10 protein-coding genes and 1 pseudogene are annotated in these 17,408 nt (G+C 66.6%); 3 read left to right on the top strand and 8 right to left on the bottom strand.

What is annotated here, in order from left to right:
* Positions 1-354: 354 nt before the first annotated feature.
* From ABGN05_RS04010 to ABGN05_RS03975, 8 genes and pseudogenes are all read right to left on the bottom strand, one after another.
* Positions 355-2,490: pseudogene (locus tag ABGN05_RS04010) on the bottom strand (dipeptide ABC transporter ATP-binding protein); the annotation flags it as partial.
* Positions 2,491-2,501: 11 nt separating this feature from the next.
* A complete protein-coding gene (locus ABGN05_RS04005) occupies positions 2,502-3,656 on the bottom strand; it encodes an ABC transporter permease (RefSeq protein WP_367952691.1) in 1,155 nt (384 codons plus the stop codon).
* A 12-nt stretch (positions 3,657-3,668) separates the two neighbouring features.
* Positions 3,669-4,706, bottom strand: a complete 1,038-nt coding sequence (locus ABGN05_RS04000) for an ABC transporter permease (protein WP_367952690.1) — start codon at positions 4,704-4,706, stop codon at positions 3,669-3,671.
* A gap of 91 nt (positions 4,707-4,797) precedes the next feature.
* Complete coding sequence (locus ABGN05_RS03995; RefSeq protein WP_367952689.1) at positions 4,798-6,453, bottom strand: ABC transporter substrate-binding protein; 1,656 nt, start codon at positions 6,451-6,453, stop codon at positions 4,798-4,800.
* Positions 6,454-6,690: 237 nt separating this feature from the next.
* Positions 6,691-7,575, bottom strand: a complete 885-nt coding sequence (locus ABGN05_RS03990; protein ID WP_367952688.1) for a transglutaminase family protein — start codon at positions 7,573-7,575, stop codon at positions 6,691-6,693.
* 10 nt (positions 7,576-7,585) lie between these two features.
* Positions 7,586-9,997: a circularly permuted type 2 ATP-grasp protein gene (locus ABGN05_RS03985; RefSeq protein ID WP_367952687.1), complete on the bottom strand. Its 2,412-nt coding sequence runs from the start codon at positions 9,995-9,997 to the stop codon at positions 7,586-7,588.
* Positions 9,998-10,003: 6 nt separating this feature from the next.
* Positions 10,004-13,348 carry a transglutaminase family protein gene (locus tag ABGN05_RS03980; RefSeq protein WP_367952686.1) on the bottom strand — a complete coding sequence of 1,115 codons (3,345 nt, stop codon included), beginning with the start codon at positions 13,346-13,348 and terminating at the stop codon, positions 10,004-10,006.
* Between the two features lie 119 nt (positions 13,349-13,467).
* Positions 13,468-14,265: a creatininase family protein gene (locus tag ABGN05_RS03975; protein ID WP_367952685.1), complete on the bottom strand. Its 798-nt coding sequence runs from the start codon at positions 14,263-14,265 to the stop codon at positions 13,468-13,470.
* Positions 14,266-14,557: 292 nt separating this feature from the next.
* Between ABGN05_RS03975 and ABGN05_RS03970 the strand changes: the two genes are divergently transcribed.
* The 3 genes from ABGN05_RS03970 to ABGN05_RS03960 all read left to right on the top strand — a co-directional run bounded on the left by ABGN05_RS03970 (position 14,558) and on the right by ABGN05_RS03960 (position 17,292).
* The gene (locus tag ABGN05_RS03970) at positions 14,558-15,562 is read left to right on the top strand and encodes an ABC transporter substrate-binding protein (RefSeq protein WP_367952684.1); all 1,005 of its coding nucleotides are present in this window, start codon (positions 14,558-14,560) and stop codon (positions 15,560-15,562) included.
* 64 nt (positions 15,563-15,626) lie between these two features.
* Positions 15,627-16,448: an ABC transporter ATP-binding protein gene (locus ABGN05_RS03965; protein WP_367952683.1), complete on the top strand. Its 822-nt coding sequence runs from the start codon at positions 15,627-15,629 to the stop codon at positions 16,446-16,448.
* Entirely contained in the window at positions 16,435-17,292 is an 858-nt protein-coding gene (locus ABGN05_RS03960; protein ID WP_367952682.1) for an ABC transporter permease, read from the top strand. The genes ABGN05_RS03965 and ABGN05_RS03960 overlap by 14 nt, the downstream gene beginning before the upstream one ends.
* Positions 17,293-17,408 lie beyond the last annotated feature (116 nt).

Here is a 17,408-nt window from a genome sequence, read left to right as displayed (position 1 = left end):
GTTTTCGTCTTCGGCGGTCACGCCGACCGCGGGGGAGGCTTCCGCATAGGGATGGATCGGCTCTTCCTCGGCGGCGGCGGGTTTCCCGGCGGGTTTCGCCTTCGGTTCGGCCTCGCCGGGGATGACATTGGGGTCGACGGCCTGGCGGCCTGAGCCGACTTCCCGGCCGCGCCGCTTGGGCGAGGATTCGCCGGGTATCGCGGAGCGGGCGCCGGACTCGCGCGACCGCGCCACCGGCTCCTCGGCGTGCGTCCCATCGTCGTCGAGCGAACTGGCGCGCGGCAGCGCCCTCGCCTTCCTGGCGGGTGCGGCCGCCTGTTCCGCGGCGGCCGGAGCGGAGCGCGTCGGCTTCTGCGGCGCTGCGCCCGGGGCAGGCTCCGCCGCCTCGTCCTTGCGGCCAAGCGTGATGACCGGCTCCATCGAGGCCAGTTCCTCTTCGTCGAGCCAGCACAGGCTGCGATGGCCGTTGCCGAGCTCGCGGAAGGGCGGCACCTGCGTCTCGCACAGATTGTCGGGAACGCGCGATTTCCAGCGGCAGCGCGTCTGGAAGGGACAGCCGCTCGGCGGGTTCATGGCCGACGGGATGTCACCTTCGAGCACGATGTGCTTCTTGACCACGCTCGTATCGGCGATCGGGATCGCCGAAAGCAGCGCCTCGGTATAGGGGTGATAGGGCGGCGCGAAGATCTGGTCCGTCGTGCCCTGCTCGACGATGTAGCCGAGATACATCACCACCACACGGTCGGCGAGATAGCGCACGACGGAGAGGTCGTGGCTGATGAACAGCATGGTCGTGCGGTTACGCCGCTGCACGTCCATCAGGAGTTCCGTTACAGCAGCCTGGACCGAGACGTCGAGGGCGGAGACCGGCTCGTCGGCCACGACCACGCGGGCATTGCCGGCGAAGGCGCGCGCGACGCCGATGCGCTGCTTCTGCCCGCCGGAGAGCTGGCGCGGCATGCGGGTGGCGAAGGCGCGCGGCAGCTTCACCAGGTCGAGCAGTTCCAGCATGCGTCCCTGCCGCTCCGACTGGGTCTTGCCGACCTTGAACTTCTCCAGCGTGCGGATGATCTGCGAACCCACCGAGTGACTGGGGTTCAGCGTGTCGAACGGGTTCTGGAACACCATCTGGATCGACGAGATGGTGTCGACGTCGCGTTCCTCGATCGGCGTGTTCTGGATCTCGGCATTGCCGAGGCGGATCGTGCCCGAAGTCGCGGTCTCGAGGCCGAGCAGCACCTTGGCGAGCGTGGATTTTCCGCAGCCGGATTCGCCCACGATCGCGACGGTCTCGGATTCGCGCGCCTCGAAGGAGATGGATTCGTTCGCCTTGACCGTGCGCGCCTCGCCTCCGCCGAAGATCTCGTTGGCCGCGACGCGGTAGTACTTCTTCAGGTCCTCGATCCTGAGCACCGTCGGACCGGGCGAGACGGGCTCGTTCTGCACGATGCCCTCGGGGAGCGCGCGCCAGTCGATGTCGTCGAAGCGCACGCAGCGGGACAGATGGTCCGGATGCCCCTTGACCGGATACATCGGGATCTCGCGCGCATCGCACAGGCCCTCGATGAAATGCTGGCAGCGCGGACCGAAATTGCAGCCTCTCGGTCGCTCGTGCGGCAGCGGCAGCTGGCCGGGGATGGCGATCAGCGGGCGCGAGTTCTTGTCGGCGCCGGGCAGCGGGATGGAGCGGAACAGCCCCTGCGTATAGGGGTGGCGCATGCGGTCGAAGACGTCGCGCACCGTACCCTCCTCCACCGCCTCGCCGGAGTACATGACCGTGATGCGGTCGCAGGTCTCCAGGATCAGGCCCAGATTGTGCGAGATGAAGAGCATGGAGGTGCCGAACTCCTTGCCGAGATCGCGCACGAGTTCGACGATGCCGGCCTCCACGGTGACGTCGAGCGCGGTGGTGGGCTCGTCGAGCAGCAGCAGCGCGGGCTTCGACAGCAGAGCCATGGCGATGACGACGCGCTGCTGCTGGCCGCCCGACAGCTGATGCGGATAGGAGCCCATCATACGCTCTGGGTCGGGCAGCCGCACCGCCTTAAGCATCTCGACCGAGCGTTTGTGGGCCTCCTCCTTCGACGCCTTCTCATGCAGGATCGGAACTTCCATCAGCTGGCGCCCGACCTTCATGGCCGGATTGAGGCTCGCCATCGGCTCCTGGTAGATCATGGCGATCTTGTTGCCGCGGATGGCGCGCAGTTCCGCGTCGCTCATATCGCCCATGTCACGGCCCATGAACTTGATGCGGCCGCCGACGATCCTGCCGCGGTTGCCCATGTCGCGCATTATGCCGAGCGCGACCGTCGACTTACCACAGCCGGATTCGCCGACCAGCCCCATGGCTTCGCCCGGCATCACCTTGCAGGAGAAGTCCATGACGGCGGGAATCTCGCCGGCGCGGGTAAAAAAGGAGATCGAGAGGTTCTCGATCTCGAGGATCGGCTGGGCGGTACCGAAGTTCGTGGCTTTGAGGGCTTCGTTCATGATGGTCTCCCTCAGTCCTTCAGCGACTGTTCGCGCAGCGCGTCGGCGAGCAGGTTGAGGCCGAGCACGAACGACATGAGCGCGATGACCGGCGGCAGCGCCGGGTGGATGTAGGCGCGCAGCAGACGGCTGGAATCCTTGATGGCCGTCCCCCAGTCGGGGCTCTCGGGCGCAAGGCCGAGGCCGAAATAGCCGAGCGTGCCGAGCAGGATCGTGGTGTAGCCGATCCGCAGGCACGCATCGACGATCAGCGGCCCGCGGGCGTTGGGCAGGATCTCCCACAGCATGATGTACCACGGGCTTTCGCCGCGCGTCTGGGCGGCGGCCACGTAGTCGCGCGTCTTGATGTCCATGACCAGCCCGCGAACGATGCGGAACACGCCCGGCGACGAGGCGAAGACCACGGCCACGAAGATGTTGAGCTCGTTCGGGCGGATCGAGATGATGCCGAGCGGATCGGCGTCGAACACCAGCCCGGCATAGATCCAGAAACCGAGGATCAGCGTGATGGCGATCTGCGGATAGAACCGCTCGGGGCGGTTCTTGTAGCGGGTGTAGAAGAGCACCGAAAAGAAGATGATCGGGAACAGGAAGAACACGCCCGCCATCGAATAGGGGATCGGCGTGTCCATGATGCCCGGCGTGACCAGCAGGTAGAAAAGCAGGATCACCGGGAAGGCCAGCACGAGGTTGGCGAGGAAGGACAGGAAGGAATCGATCCGTCCGCCGTAGTAGCCGGCCGGAAGGCCGAGCGTGATGCCGACCATCAGGGCGAAGGCGGTCGCGGCCGGGGCGATGATCAGAACAATGCGGCTGCCGTAGACCATGCGCGAGAAGATGTCGCGCGCGAGCTTGTCGCCGCCGAAGAGGTAGACGCCCCCGTCTCCCGTGATCGCACCAGGCAGCGCGTCCTTCATCATGACGTCCTGCGCGAGCGGGTCGAACGGCGAAATCGTGGCCGAGAAGATCGCGGTGAAGAGCCAGAACAGGCAGATGACGACGCCGGCGATGCCGACGCCGGTGTCGAAGAGCTGGCCGTAGAGGCCGAGCCGTTTTTTCCAGGTGATGCTGGCGATCAGGACGATCGCGAGCGCGAGCCAGACCGGCCAGAAACGGGCGATGACGCCCAGGATGATCTGGGCGGTCCCGACATACTCGTGCTGCATCCGCGTCCCCTCTTATTGAACTCTTATGCGCGGGTTGAGGTAGGCGTATCCGACGTCCGAGATGAGCTGCGTGGACAGGACCACGAAGACCGAGACCAGCGAGCAGCCGAGCAGGAGGTCGATGTCGTTGTTGCCGGCGGCCTCCACGAGCGTGTAGCCGAAGCCCTGGTAGCGGAACATGACCTCGACGATCACCACACCGGTGAGCAGCCACGGAAACTGCAGCATGATGACGGTGAAAGGCGCGATCAGCGCGTTGCGCAGCGCGTGCTTGACCACGACCGAGCTGAAGCTCAGGCCCTTGAGGCGCGCCGTGCGGATGTATTGCTGCGTCATGACCTCGACCATGGAGGCGCGGGTCATGCGGGCGATGTAGCCGATGCCGTAGATGGCCATGGTCATCACCGGCAGCGTGAAATTGGAAAACGTGATGCCCCCCGGCCCGGTCGCCGAGGCGGCCGATCCGTTCAGCCAGCCGAGCCACGAGGCGAAGATCACGGTGAAGATGACGCCCGAGACATATTCCGGCGTGGCGGTTGTCGTGATCGAGGCGACGGACAGACTTCGATCCGTCCTCGTACCCTCGCGCATGCCGGCGAGGATGCCGATCAGGAGCGCGATGGGCACCATGGTCGCCATGACCCAGAACATCAGGATGCCGGTGGCGCCGAGCGCGGGAAACAGCTTTGCCGCGACCGTCGTCTTGAACTTGGTCGAACAGCCGAAATCGCCTTGCAGGATTCCGCCGTAATACGGCTCAGCCGGCTCGTTGCAGTAGGAAAAGCGCGGGACGGGCTGCCCTTCGGCGTTCACGTTGGGCTGCTTCTGGACGACGCCCAGCCAGCGGCCATAGCGGATGAAGAAATTGTCGCGGTAGCCGTTGCGCTGGAGCCAGCTTTCGATGTGCTCGTCGGACGACCGCATGTCGAGCTGGCTGATCGACAGCTTGCGCAGGTTGGGTTCGAGATTGACCATGAAGAAGACGACGAGCGTGAGGCACAGCATCGTCAGCGCCATGGTGCCCAGTCGCCGGACTACGAAAGCAAGCATCGATCCCCCTGCCTGTTCGGGTTGGGGCGCCTAACCCTCCGGAATGAACGGGAGGGGCACAAGGCCCCTCCCGATGGTGCCTGTCGGACGATCAGGCTTCCTTAAGCCAGACCTTGCCGAAATCGTGCTCGAAGGTCGGGTGCATGCCGTGGTTCTGCACGACGGGCATGGAGTGGTTGTAGAGCTTGCGCCAGTAGGGCTGGATGATGATGCCCGAGTCCTGGAGGATCTGCTCGATCTTGCCCATGACCTCCTTGCGCTTCTCGGCGTCGGCGATCGACAGCGCCTCGCCGACGGCGGCGTCCAGTTCCGGATTGGAGTAGGCCGCCTCGTTCCACGCCTCGCCGGTACGGTAGGCGATCGCGACGACCTGGATGCCGAGCGGACGCATGTTCCAGTTGGTCATCGAGTAGGGATACTTCGTCCAGTCGTTCCAGAAGGTCGAGCCCGGCAGCACCGTGCGCTTCACCTTGATGCCGGCCTCTCGGATCTGGGCGGCGATGGCGTCGCCGGTGTTCTTGTGCCAGTCCTCGTCGACGGTGATGAGGTCGTGCTCAAAGTCCATCTGGCCGGCCTCTTCCATCATGGCCTTGGCAGCCGCGATGTCACGCTCGACCTTGGGCAGCGCCACGTATTCCGGATGGATCGGGCAGACGTGGTGATTTTCGGCCACCTCGCCGGCATTGCCGTAGCCGAGCGCGAGCACGGTCGCGTTGTCGACTGCGAGCTGAAGCGCCTTGCGGACCTTCTGGTCGTCATAGGGCTTGTTGGCGACGTTGGTGCGCGCCACGATCGTCGAGGCGGTGACCGCCTCCGACGTTACCGCGCCGACCCCTTCCAGGATCTGGACGTAGTCGGCCGAGGTCTCGTGGTTGGTGTGGACCTCTCCGGCCTCGAAGGCCGAGACCATTGCCGACGGGTCGGTGCCGTAGTCGATGAACTCGACGCCGTCGAGGTATACGTCGCCGTTCCACCAGGTGCCGTTCTCGCGGCGCTTGTAGACCACGCGCTGGCCGACGTCGTAGGAGACGAGCTCGAACGGGCCGGTGCCGATCGGGTTCTGCACGAAGTTGGCGCCGGTTTCGTCGAAGGAGCGGTGCACCACGAGTGCGGGATAGTCGCAAAGGCTCGGGATGAGCGCGATGTCGGCCTTGGTGAGCGCGATCTTGACGGTCATGTCGTCGACCTTGGTGACCGAGCCTTCGCGCAGCTTGCCCGAGGCCTCGTCGACGATGCTGCCCAGGCGACCGGGCATGGAGTTGCCTTCGGCGCTCTTGTCGGCCCAGCGGGTGAAGTTGAAGACGACGTCGTCGGCGTTGAACGTGTCACCGTTCGTCCAGGTCACGCCGGGACGCACGTGCAGCACGTATTCGGTGGCGTCGTCGTTCACGTCCCAGCTCTCGAGCAGGTAGGGCTCGAACGTGTAGTCCTTGGTGTACTTGACCAGCGGCTCGAGCGTCTGGCGCTCGGCGTTGGCGATCTCCGACCAGTCGGCCGTGCGCGGATCCTTGGGATCCTTGACCCACATGGCGACCTTCAGCACGCCGCCCTTCTTCGGCTCGTCCTGCGCCAGCGCCGGGGTCGGCGCGGCGAGACCGAGCATGCCGTAGGCCATTGCGGTCGACGCCCCGAAGACGCTGGCCATGGCGAGGAATTCGCGGCGGTCGATCTTCCCGGCCTTTGCGGATTCAGCCATTTCCATGACGTGGGCAGGTACCCTGTCGCCGTTGCTCTTGTAGAAACTCATTCCAATCTCCCGTTATGTTTTTGGCTTTTCGCCAATTAGCATTCCCCATCCGGTCCTTGATGTCAAAGCGCCATCGGCCCAGTTCCGCAGCGGAATGTGCAACTTCGGCAGCCTTTAAGATGCCCCGAATGCGACAAGATTGACGCAAACGGGGCGCGACAGGCGAATTGATGCTTCCGAATCCGGAGCGGAAACTTGCCGATGCAGGGCGATGAAATGTCCGTGACGCTATTGGCCCTAGGGATCGGCGACCGGGATCACGTCCACCGAGTGTTTGGCCTCCTGGCTGCCGATGGTCCGCAGGACGCCGATGATCGGCGCGACGTCGGAGTAGTCGCGGCCGTAGCCCACTGCGATGTGGTCGTTGCCGGCGGCGATCGCGTTGGTCGGGTCGAACTCCAGCCATCCCGCGCCGGCTCCGCACCACACCTTCACCCAGGCGTGCATGGCGTCCGCGCCTTCCAGCCGCTCGCGCCCGGGCGGTGGTATTGTGCGGAGATAGCCGCTGACGTAGCCGGCGGGAATGCCGAGGCTGCGCAGGCCGGAGATCATGACGTGGCTGAAGTCCTGGCAGACACCCCGCCTGAGGCGGAATGCCTGACGCGGCGGCGTGCGGACGTCCGTGGCCTTCGGATCGTAGGAAAAGTCCTCGTGTATGTGGCGGCAGAATACCATGGCGGCGCCCGCGACGGTGGTCTGCCCGCGTACGGCCGCGGCAGCGTAGGCCGCGATCTCGGCATCGAGCGCGACGAGCGGGCTGGCGGCGAGGAAGTGATGAGGCGAATCGGCGGCCAGCGAGAGGCATCGCTCCAGGTCCCGCGGCAGGTCGGCCAGCGAAACTGACCGCGTCTCGTCGGGCGGAGACCGTTCCACGGTGACGCGCGCCGACATCCGGATGTCGAGCGCATCGTGGGCGTTGCGGTAGGTGATGGCGGAGACCTGGTTGCCGAAGAAGTCCGTGATGTCGGAGCGCTCGGCGGGCTCCGGGTCGAAGCTCAGCGACACCGCGACCACGCGCTGCTCGCCCGGCCGCGTCAGCGGCGCGACCCGGATCACGTGCCGGCCCCCGGCCACGGGGCTCTCGTAGCGGTAGCTCTGCAGGAGACGCACGTCGTAGATCATGGCGCGCGCATCATCCGAAATATGTCGCGTCGATGAGGCTCGCCAGGTCCCCGAGTTCCTGTCCGGCCAGCCGGAACAGATCGGGCGTGAAGTCCTCGGGTTCGCGGATGGCAAACTCCGTGTGCAGTCGCAGGATCTCCTTGGCGAGGTCCGAACGGACCCCGTGCCGCATCGCGTTCGGCAGAAGTTCGATCTCCGCCTTCAGCACCTCGAGCTGGAACAGCACGGCGCGGGGATTATAGGGGTCGAGCGCCAGGAGATCGATTACCGTCAGCCGTCCGGCGTGCACGGAATAGCGGCGGCGGTGCGAAATGATGCTGTCGCCGATCTCGAGCAGCATCTCCAGGGCTCCCTGGGGCGCGTCCGCGGAAGTCATGCTGCCGAGCAGGCGCGACATCTGGATGCCGCGCTCCAGGCGCCGCCCGATTTCGAGGAACCGCCATCCGGTGAAGCGGTACATGTTCTCGTGCACCAGGCCCGAGAAGCCCGCGATCTTGCGCAACAGGACCGACATGGCCCGGGCGGCGTCGTCTCCCGGCTGCACCGCTCCGGCAAAACGATGGACGGTCTTGGAAAGGTCTTTCAGCGCCATCCATCCGTCCGGCGAGAAGCGGTCGCGGATGCGCCCGGCGCTGGCGAAAGTGCTGTCGATCCCCGCGAGTAGGCCGGACGGCACCGCCTGCGAGACGTCGATGCCGAGCCTCTCTGTGTGAGCGTGGACGAATTCCAGCAGCGGCGTCTCGGGATCGACCGCTTCGGCAAGCCGCGAATGATAGGCCCGTAGCACGCGCACGATGAATTCCGAACGCTCCACATATCGCCCGAGCCACAACAGATTGTCGGCGGCGCGGCTGGGCAGGGCTCCGGGGTCGGCACGCCTTACGGCGTCGCCCTCCTGCGGCAGGAGCGAGAGCGGCTCGACCGGCTTGCTCTCCACGACCCAGACGTCGGCCGCGCGCCCTCCCCTCTGCATCGCGATGGCCGCCGTGTCGGCGCTGCTGCCGATGCGGGCGAAGCCGCCCGGCATCACGCTCCAGCCCTGCGGCGTGCGGCAGGCGAACGCACGCAGGATGACCGGCCGGGGTTCGAGCTTCCCCTGGTGAAAGAACGGCGCGGTGGAGAGGCGAACCGCCTCCTGCCCCACGTAGCGGCTTCCTTCCGCCCCGAGCCGTCGCAGGAGATCGGCTCTCTCCTCGCCGCCCAGCGCCTCACCATGCACCGTGGCGGCACTGTCGTCATAGGGAAGAACGGTGGAGAGCGCCGGCCCGATCATCATCCGGTCGAGATTGTCCGCGACATGGCGCCGCTCGGCCTCCCCGCCGCACCACCAGGTTGCGATGCCGGGCAGTTGCAGTTCCTCGTTGCGGAGATGGTGGCAGAGGCGCGGCATGAAGGCGAGCAGCGCCCGCGTTTCCAGGATTCCCGTGCCGGGGGCGTTCACCATCGCGGTCGTGCCGCCGCGCAGCGCATCGACCAGCCCCGGGGTGCCGATGCGGGACGTCTGGTTCAGTTCGAGCGGATCGAGGAACGCGGCATCGAAGCGCCGCCACAGCACCTCGACCGGCTTCAGACCCGAGACGGTCCGCACCATGACCGCGCCGTCGCTGATCGTCAGGTCTTCACCCTCGAGCAGGAGCAGGCCGAGATAGCGGGCGATGTAGGCGTGTTCGAAATAGGTCTCGTTGTGGATGCCGGGGGTGAGGATCGCCACCCTGCCGTTTTCCTGCCGGACGAGACCGAAAAGGGAATCGCGGAAGGCGCGGAAGAAGCCGGCGAGCCGCGGCACGTTCATCGACGCGAAGGCCTCGGGCAGCGCGCGGGTCGTCGCCACCCGGTTCTCGAGCGCGAATCCGGCGCCGGACGGAGCCTGCGTCCGGTCGGCCAGCACCCACCACGTGCCGTCGGGACCGCGGCCGAGTTCGAAGGCGCAGAAATGGAGGTAGTTGCCACTCGCCGGCACGACGCCCACGAGCGGCCGCAGGAATTCGGGGTTCGCCGCGATCAGCGACGGCGGCAGCAGGCCTTCGGCGACCAGCCGGTTTGCGCCGTAGATGTCGGCGACGATCTCTTCCAGAAGCTCCGCCCGCTGGGCGAGCGCCGACGAGATCTCCGCCCATTCGCCCTCGCCTATGAGCAGCGGAACGTGCGCCAGCGGCCAGGCGCGCTCCTGCTCGGCATCGTCGCCGTAGACGCGATAGTAGACGCCCGCGTCGCGAAGGTACTGGTCGGCCCGGCCGAAACGCGAAATCAGAACGTCTGGCCCGAGCGAATCCAGCCCCGCCGTCAGCTTGCGCCACAGCGGCCGGACCGATCCCGAAGCGTCCATCATCTCGTCGTGGATGCCCGGCACCGGCCGGTAGCCGGCCGCGAGCGGACCGGGCAGCTCGCCGAGTGGTCCGGAACTGGATCGGGCGACGGTCATGTCCGGCTACAGGAGCGGCGGGCGCCGCAGGTCGAGGGTCATCGGGAATTCCCCCGGCACCTCCTCGACGGGCGGCACGCGCATTCCGGGCGAGTGGCCCGAGGCCTCGAAACGGGCGAGCCGCCGCGATTCGGCCTCGTTGGAATTGACCGGGAAGGTCTCGTAGTTCCGCCCTCCAGGATGGGCGGAGTGGTAGACGCAGCCGCCGATCGAGCGTTTCGACCAGCGGTCGTAGACGTCGAAAACGAGGGGGCTGTCGACCGGCAGCGCCGGATGCATGCCCGAACCGGGCTGCCACGCCTTGAAGCGCACGCCCGCCACCGCCGTTCCGGCCCGCGAGGTTTTCGTCAGCGGCACGACGCGGCCGTTGCACAGCACCTGATGGCGTTCCGGGTCGAGTCCGTCGGCCCTGACCTGCAAGCGCTCGACCGAGGAATCCACGAAGCGGACCGTGCCTCCGATCGCCCCCTGCTCCCCCATCACATGCCACGGCTCCAGCGCCTGACGCAGTTCGAGATCAACGCCTTCGTAGGAAACCTGTCCCACGAAGGGGAATCGGAACTCGAGCTGCGCCTCGAACCATTGCGGCGAAAAATCGAACCCGTGGCGGCCGAGGTCGGCGAGCACGTCGAGGAAATCCTGCCAGACGAACCACGGCAGCATGAACCGGTCGTGCAGCGTGGTGCCCCAGCGCACGAACTTGCCGTCGAGCGGGTCCTGCCAGAAGCGCACGATGAGCGCCCGCACCAGAAGCTGCTGGGCCAGACTCATGCGCGGGCTCGGCGGCATCTCGAAGCCGCGGAACTCGATCAGGCCGAGCCGGCCGGTCGGACCGTCGGGCGAGAACAGCTTGTCGATGCAGATCTCGGAGCGGTGGGTGTTGCCGGTCACGTCCACGAGAAGGTTGCGGAACAGACGGTCGACCAGCCACGGCAGCGGAGCGGCCCCCTTGCCCGGTGCCGGCACCTGCGAGAGCGCGATCTCCAGTTCGTAGAGCGAATCGTGCCGCGCCTCGTCGACTCGCGGGGCCTGGCTGGTCGGACCGATGAACAGTCCGGAGAAGAGATAGGACAGCGCGGGATGGCGCTGCCAGAACAGGACCAAGCTCTTCAGCAGGTCGGGCCGCCGCAGGAAGGGGCTGTCGCCGGGCGTGGCGCCGCCGACGACGACGTGGTTGCCGCCACCAGTGCCGGTGTGCTTGCCGTCGATCATGAACTTGTCGGCGCCCAGGCGGCTCTGACGGGCCTCCTCGTAGACGGCCGTGGTGATCTCGACGCATTCGCGCCAGTTCGCCGCCGGATGCACGTTGACCTCGATCACGCCCGGGTCCGGGGCGACGCGGATCACGTTCAGCCGGGGGTCGTGCGGCGGCGGGTAGCCTTCGATGTGCACCGGCAGGCCGAGCGGGCGCGCCGCGTCCTCGGCGGCCGCCACCAGTTCCAGATAGTCCTCCAGCGCCTCGACCGGAGGCATGAAGACGCACAGCCGCCCGTCGCGTGGTTCGACGGCAAGCGCGGTGCGCACCGCGCCTTCGATGTCGGTCAGATGCTGCTCGACGCGGTCCTGTGTCTCGCCCGAGGCGGTGAAGGAGGCTTCCGGCTGGGCCCGGCCGTCGGCCGGCGCCATCTGGTTGCGGGCCAGGAGTTCGGCCCCATCGGGCAGCGGCCCGCGTTCCACCGAAGGGTCCACCTCGACGATGAACGGATAGCTCGTCGGCGGCACGTAAGGCAGCGCGCCGAGCGGCAGCCGGTAGCCCACGGGCGAATCGCCCGGCACCAGGAACAGCTTGCCTCGCCGCGTCTTCCACCGTTCGCTGCGCCAGCGATGTCCGGAGGCGGCGGCCTGCCAGCGCTGCACCGGCAGTACGAAGCCGGAGGGTTTCGTCAGGCCGCGCTCGAACACGCGGGCGATGCGGTTGCGCGCCTCGGCGTCATCCAGCTTCGAGTTGGACGGGTCGACGTTTTCGGGCAGGTTGCCTTCCTTCAGCACCCACTCGGCCGGGTCCTCGTAGGCGGGTGCGACGTTTTCCTTTGGCAATCCGAGGTTTTCGGCGATGCCCGCAAGCAGCGCCTCCGCCGTCTCGGCGCTGGCGCCCGTCTGCGCCTTCTCCTCGGCCACCAGCGAGGGATCGGTCCAGATCGGCTTGCCGTCCTTGCGCCAGTAGAGCGAGAAGGTCCAGCGCGGCAGGGTCTCGCCGGGATACCACTTGCCCTGCCCGTAGTGCAGGAAGCCGCCCGGCGCGAAACGCTCGCGCAGGCGCCGGATCAGCCCGTCGGCCAGCGCCCGCTTGGTCGGACCGACGGCGTCGGCGTTCCATTCGCCGGCTTCGAAATCGTCGATCGACACGAATGTCGGCTCGCCGCCCATGGTGAGGCGCACGTCGTTGCCGGCAAGGGCGGCGTCGACCTTTTCACCCAGCGCGTCGAGCGCGTCCCAGGCATCGTCGGAAAAGGGTTTGGAGATGCGCGGGTGTTCGGCCACCCGGCTCACCGACATGTCGAATTCGAAATTCACCTCGGCGTAGCTGGCTAGGCCCGAGATCGGGGCGGCGTTGCGGTAGTGCGGCGTCGCAGCGAGCGGAATGTGGCTCTCGCCGGTCAGCAGGCCCGAGGTCGGATCGAGGCCGATCCAGCCTGCCCCCGGCAGGTACACCTCGCACCAGGCGTGCAGGTCGGTGAAGTCGTGGTTGGTGCCGGCCGGCCCGTCGAGCGCGGCGAGATCAGGCTTGAGCTGTATCAGGTAGCCCGACACGAAGCGCGCCGCGATGCCCAGGTGCCGCAGAACGTTCACCAGCAGCCATGAGGAATCCCGGCACGAGCCCTTGGCGCTCGCCAGCGTCTCCTCGGGCGTCTGTACGCCCGGCTCCATGCGGATGACGTAGCCGGTCTCGCGCTGGATGCGCGCGTTGAGGTCGACGACGAAGTCGACCGTGTTCTTGCCGGACCGGTCGATGCTGTCGAGGAACGCCTGGAGTAGCGGCGTCGCCGGCTCCGGCTTCAGGTAGATCGACAGATCGTCGCGAAGGTCCTCCGGATAGGAAAACGGCCAGGTCTCCGCCTCCGGCTCCACGAAGAAGTCGAACGGATTGTAGACCGTCATGTCCGCCACGAGGTCGACCTCGATGCGCAGTTCGCGCACCGGCTCCGGGAAGACGAAGCGGGCGAGATAGTTGCCGTAGGGATCCTGCTGGATGTTGACGAAGTGATTCGACGGCTCGACCTTCAGCGAATGGCTGATCACCCTGGTCTTGGAGTGCGGCGCCGGTCGCAGGCGTATCACCTGCGGGCCGAGCGTGACCGGGCGGTCGTAGCGGTAGTGCGTCAGATGGTGGACGGCTGCTTTGATGGACATGCTTGGTTTCGCGTTGCGGGCGGAGTGTCACAAATATCCGCGCCAGATACCACCGCTTTGTTGCAGCGCGGAAGGAGGCCGGCCGCCTGACCGCGGGCGGCGGGGGCGACGGGACGCGCTCAGGTGATCCAGTCGTCGAGCCGCGCCGCGCGCACGTCGTGCAACAGCCGCACGAAGCCGGCGGCCTGGAATTCGGCCGTCGCCCTACCCTTCTCGGCGGTCGCGATCGACGCGTTGCCGGCCACGCCGGCCGGGTTGATGTCGCTGGCGATCCAGGCGAAGGCGTGGGTGCCCTGCGGTTTCAGGAGCGCGAAGGTTTCGTCGGCCCGCGTCGTGGCGGAGGCGAAATCCCGTGCGTTTGCCATGTCGACCAGGTCCGGCCGGAAGTGCAGCATGAGCGACGTCTCGACGTCTCCGCCGTGGATGCCCAGCCGCTCCTCTTCATCGGTGTACATGCCGGCGGGTCGGCCGAAGCGCTGCCAACTCGTCTTCACCGCCAGCATCCTCGCCCGGACCCTGAGTTCGCGTGCGACGATGCCCATGATCTCCTCGTTGCCGCCATGCGAATTGACGAAGACGATCTTGCGCACGCCGGCGCGGGCCACCGACAGCCCGAGTTCCGTCCAGGCCTCAATCAGGAGCGGCGCCGGCAGGGTCAGCGTGCCCGGCGCATGCAAGTGTTCGTTCGACTTGCCCACCGCCTGCACCGGCAGGAAGCGGGCATCCAGATCCTCCGGTAGGAGCGGGAAGACGGTCTCAAGCATCCCCTGCATGATCGTGGTGTCGGTCGAGACCGGCAGATGCGGGCCGTGCTGCTCGATCGCCGCGACCGGCAGCACGGCGATGGTCGTCTCCGGATCGATCGCCGCGTAGTCCGTCGTCCGGTAACTCCCCCACCAGACCATTCGTGCCGTCATCGATCCGTTCCTTGTCCGACACCGCGCGGAGCGGCGTCCCGCTGTCACTATCCCCGTATGAAGCCGCGCATCAAGCAGGCCGGTGCACGAAACCGATGCCCGATGGACTCGCGGTGAAAAAATGGGCACGCTGCATGTGCGATCGGCAGCGGCCCAGATGGACGCCCGGTCGCCGGTCCGCGCGGCGGGCGCCCGCGCCGGTCTCGGCTCTGGCATGCGTCTTGCGTCATGAAAATCCGGTTTCCGTCACCCGCCACGCGATGGCGGGATCGAAGCAAAAAGGGGTCGTGTCATGCATAGAAGATTCCGCTCCGCCGTCGCCGCCATCGCCGTCCTGGCGCTCTCTCCGATGGCGGCAGGCGCCGCTGAAAAAGTCGTCTTCGGCACCAACTGGCTGGCCCAGGCCGAGCATGGCGGCTACTACCAGGCCGTCGCCGACGGCACCTATGCCGAATGCGGGCTGGACGTCGAGATCATGCAGGGCGGGCCGCAGGTCTCCGGTAGGCCGCTGCTGCTGGCCGGCAAGATCGACTTCTACATGGGCGGCAACATGCTCCAGGCCTTCTCGGCCGTCGAACAGGACATTCCGCTCAGGGTCGTCGCAGCGACCTTCCAGAAGGAGCCGCAGGTGCTGATGAGCCACCCCGGCCAGGGGCTCGACACCTGGGAGAGCCTGAAAGACGCCGAGCAATACATCCTCTCCGACGAGGGTTTCCAGAGCTACTTCCAGTGGATGGTCGCCGATCTCGGCTTCGACGCGTCCAAACGCATTCCCTACACCTTCAACCCCGCCCCCTTCATCGCCAACCCGAAATCGGTGCAGCAGGGCTATGTGACGTCGGAGCCCTATGCGGTAGAGAAGGAGGGCGGCTTCGAGCCGAACCAGTTCCTGCTCGCCGACTACGGCTTCACCACCTACGCCACCACGATCGAGACCATGCAAAAGACGATCGACGAGCGCCCGGCGGTCGTGCAGTGCTTCGTCGATGGTTCGGCCAAGGGCTGGTACAACTACCTCTACAACGACAACGCAGCCGCCAACGATCTGATCAAGAAAGACAATCCGGACATGACGGACGAGCAGATCGCCTTCTCCATCGACCAGATGAAGAAGTTCGGCATCGTCGTTTCCGGCGAGGCGGAGGAAAAGGGCATCGGCGCAATGACCGACGAGAAGATCGCCGATTTCTACGCCAAGATGGTCAACGCCAAGGTCGTCGCCGACGGGCTGGACATCAAGAAGTCCTACACGCTCGACTTCGTCAACAAGGGCGTCGGGATGGACCTGAAGAAGTAGGCGCTTCGGCCAGCCTGCTCATCGACGACCCGAAGGACCGGCCGTGCCTCAGGTGATCACCGGCATGGAAAGAAGCCGTCCGCTCCCGGCAGCGGCGCCCGACGTCCCGCTGTTGCGTCTGCGCGGCGTCGGCAAGTCCTTCTCGAACGGCGTCACCGCCCTGCGGGGCGTCGACCTCTCAATCCGCGAGGGCGATTTCGTCAGCCTGCTCGGCCCCTCGGGCTGCGGCAAGTCGACCGCGCTGCGGATCGTCGCCGGCCTGTCCTCGCCCACAACCGGCAGGATCGAATGGCAGGGCGAGGGTATCGGGCAAAAGGATGTCGGCTTCGTCTTCCAGGAGCCGACGCTGATGCCTTGGGCGAGCGTCTTCGACAATGTCTGGCTGCCGCTGAGGCTGCGCGGCGTCTCGCGCCGCGAGGCCGAGCCGGCAATCCGGGGGCTTCTCGAGCGCGTGCATCTTTCGGGCTTCGAGGACGCAGTGCCGCGCGAACTCTCCGGCGGCATGAAGATGCGCGTCTCGATCGCCCGCGGCCTGGTGACGAAGCCGCGCGTGCTGCTCATGGACGAGCCCTTCGCCGCCCTCGACGAGATCACCCGCTTCAAGCTCAATGACGACCTCCTGGACCTGTGGCGCGACCAGCGCTTCACCGTCGTCTTCGTCACCCACAGCGTCTTCGAGAGCGTGTTCCTGTCGAACCGCATCGTCGTCATGGCAGCCAGGCCCGGCCGGGTGCACGACGAACTGGAGGTCGGCGCGCCCTACCCCCGCGACGAGCGCTTCCGCACCTCGCCGGAATACGCAGCCCTATGCCGGGAAGCCTCCGAGGCGCTTCTGTCCGCGATCAACGCCACCCACGAATCCGGAGCCGCACATGGCGGCCGTTGAGGAGAGCCGTCCGGCCACGATGCTGGATGCCGAAGAGGCGCGCCGCGCCCGCACAGAGCGTTTCGAGCGCATCGGCAGGTGGGTCCTGCCGCTGGCCATCATGCTCGCCGCGATCCTCGCCTGGGACCGCATCTGCGTCTGGAACGAGATCCCGCACTACATCCTGCCGCGGCCGGGACTTGTGCTCCAGTCGCTGGTCGACGACCGCGCTCTGCTGTTCTCCTCGCTGCTCGTCACGCTGCGCATCACCTTCCTCGGCCTGGCGCTGGCGGTCTTCGGCGGCGTCGGGCTCGCCGTGCTCTTCACCCAGTCGAAATGGGTGGAAATGTCCTTCTTCCCCTTCGCGGTGGTGCTGCAGGTGACGCCGATCGTGGCGATCTTCCCGCTGATCAACATCTACGTCGACAACCAGACCGCCAAGCTCCTGCTCTGCGCCTGGATCGTCGCCTTCTTCCCGATCCTGTCCAACACCACGCTCGGGCTCAACTCCGCCGACCGCAATCTGCGCGACCTCTTCCGGCTGAACGGCGCCAGCCGCTGGCAGGAACTGTGGCTGCTCAGGCTCCCCTCCGCCATGCCCTATTTCCTCGGCGGCCTGAAGATCGCCGGCGGCCTGGCGTTGATAGGCGCGGTGGTGGCCGAGTTCGTCGCCGGTTCCGCGGGCCAGTCCTCCGGGCTGGCCTCGCGCATCATCGAGGCCGGCTACCGGCTCAACGCGCCGCGACTTTTCGCAGCCTTGATCCTGATTTCGGCCACCGGCATCGTCATCTTCCTCGTGCTCTCCTGGATCTCCCACCTGATCCTGCGCCGCTGGCACGAGAGCGCGTTGAAGCAGGAGCGGTGATGATGCTGGAAGAACCGTCCAAGCACCCCCTCACCGGCCCTTCGGGCCACCTCTCCCCCTGCCCGGGGGAGAGGAAAGGCGCGCTCCCTTGGCCTGTGATAATCGTTTCGGCGCTC

Origin of the sequence: Aquibium pacificum (assembly GCF_040839445.1) — a bacterium.
GTDB classification, from domain to species: domain Bacteria; phylum Pseudomonadota; class Alphaproteobacteria; order Rhizobiales; family Rhizobiaceae; genus Aquibium; species Aquibium pacificus.
The sequence above is the reverse complement of the archived record's forward strand: the minus strand, read 5'-3'. Positions and strand labels throughout refer to the sequence as shown.

What these genes read in the sequence shown, in the direction of transcription:
- ABGN05_RS03960 (WP_367952682.1), top strand. Translation starts at nt 16,435, where the DNA reads ATGGCGGCCGTTGAGGAGAGCCGTCCGGCCACGATGCTGGATGCCGAA.
- ABGN05_RS03980 (WP_367952686.1), bottom strand. Translation starts at nt 13,348, where the DNA reads ATGTCCATCAAAGCAGCCGTCCACCATCTGACGCACTACCGCTACGAC.
- ABGN05_RS03970 (WP_367952684.1), top strand. Translation starts at nt 14,558, where the DNA reads ATGCATAGAAGATTCCGCTCCGCCGTCGCCGCCATCGCCGTCCTGGCG.
- ABGN05_RS03995 (WP_367952689.1), bottom strand. Translation starts at nt 6,453, where the DNA reads ATGAGTTTCTACAAGAGCAACGGCGACAGGGTACCTGCCCACGTCATG.
- ABGN05_RS03990 (WP_367952688.1), bottom strand. Translation starts at nt 7,575, where the DNA reads ATGATCTACGACGTGCGTCTCCTGCAGAGCTACCGCTACGAGAGCCCC.
- ABGN05_RS03965 (WP_367952683.1), top strand. Translation starts at nt 15,627, where the DNA reads ATGGAAAGAAGCCGTCCGCTCCCGGCAGCGGCGCCCGACGTCCCGCTG.
- ABGN05_RS03975 (WP_367952685.1), bottom strand. Translation starts at nt 14,265, where the DNA reads ATGACGGCACGAATGGTCTGGTGGGGGAGTTACCGGACGACGGACTAC.
- ABGN05_RS04000 (WP_367952690.1), bottom strand. Translation starts at nt 4,706, where the DNA reads ATGCTTGCTTTCGTAGTCCGGCGACTGGGCACCATGGCGCTGACGATG.
- ABGN05_RS03985 (WP_367952687.1), bottom strand. Translation starts at nt 9,997, where the DNA reads ATGACCGTCGCCCGATCCAGTTCCGGACCACTCGGCGAGCTGCCCGGT.
- ABGN05_RS04005 (WP_367952691.1), bottom strand. Translation starts at nt 3,656, where the DNA reads ATGCAGCACGAGTATGTCGGGACCGCCCAGATCATCCTGGGCGTCATC.